Genomic DNA, 1,110 nt, shown 5'->3' with positions numbered 1-1,110 from the left:
TCCCCCCCGGTTAACAAAACATAACGTGGCGTCGATTGTCAGACATTAAAAAACACCGATAGGATAAGCCAGCTTCCGAAGGGGCTCTGGATTGCGGGTTTCAGGACTATGCTCTGAAACAGCCGGTCCAGACACGCACCCTTGCGGCGCCCAGAAAGGTTGAACGACCTAACAATAATAATGGGAGAAGGTCTATGAGTGAGCCTGTCATGGGTGTGGGTATCTGCCGCCCGCCGGCACTGCGCAAATTCGCGTTGCTGGCTACAGCGCTCTCGCTGTTGGGCTCTGCCATGCTGTCGGCACCTGCGCTGGCCGCAGCGGCGTCAGCATCCGACGTTGTTTATTCCATTGAATCCGCCAAGGCTGCCAAAAGCCTGATGCTCGATGTCGTCCACGCCGGCAAGCGCCTGGTGGCGGTCGGGGATCGTGGGCACATCCTGTATTCCGATGACCAGGGCGCGAACTGGACCCAGGCCAAGGTTCCGACCCGGGCCCTGCTGACGTCGGTGTTCTTTGTCGATGACAAGCACGGCTGGGCCGTCGGTCATGACGCGCAGATCCTCGCCAGCGAGGACGGCGGCGCGACCTGGACCAGGCAATTCGAAGATCYGAAACGCGAATCGCCGCTGCTCGATGTCTGGTTCAAGGACGTCAACAGCGGCTTTGCCGTGGGCGCTTACGGCTCGCTGATGGAAACCACCGACGGTGGCAAGCATTGGGAAGACGCCAGCGACCGCCTGGACAATGAAGACCAGTACCACCTGAACGCGATTGCCGCGGTCAAGGACGCCGGGCTGTTCATCGTCGGCGAGCAGGGCAGCATGTTCCGCTCCGCGGACTGGGGCCAGACCTGGGAAAAACTCGAAGGTCCGTACGAAGGCTCGCTGTTTGGCGTGATCGGTACGGCGCAGCCTAATACGCTGCTGGCCTACGGCTTGCGTGGCAACCTCTATCGCTCCACGGACTTCGGCACCACCTGGGAGCAAGTCGAGCTCAAGGCTGAACGCGGTGACCTGGAGTTCGGGCTGTCCGGCGGCACGCTGCTCGACGATGGTTCCATCGTGATCGTCGGCAACGGCGGCTCGGTGATTCGCAGCAGCGACGATGGCG

Annotated in this window: 1 protein-coding gene; it reads left to right on the top strand. The window is 61.3% G+C overall.

Features of this window, described 5'->3' with window-relative positions; all coding sequences use genetic code 11:
- Positions 1-194 precede the first annotated feature (194 nt).
- Positions 195-1,110, top strand: a 916-nt coding sequence (locus ACXRVY_RS30815; RefSeq protein WP_458239181.1) for a WD40/YVTN/BNR-like repeat-containing protein, incomplete at its 3' end; no start/stop codon positions are given.

The sequence above is a fragment of the Pseudomonas sp. P5_A2_2 genome, from assembly GCF_054177685.1.
The sequence above is the reverse complement of the archived record's forward strand: the minus strand, read 5'-3'. Positions and strand labels throughout refer to the sequence as shown.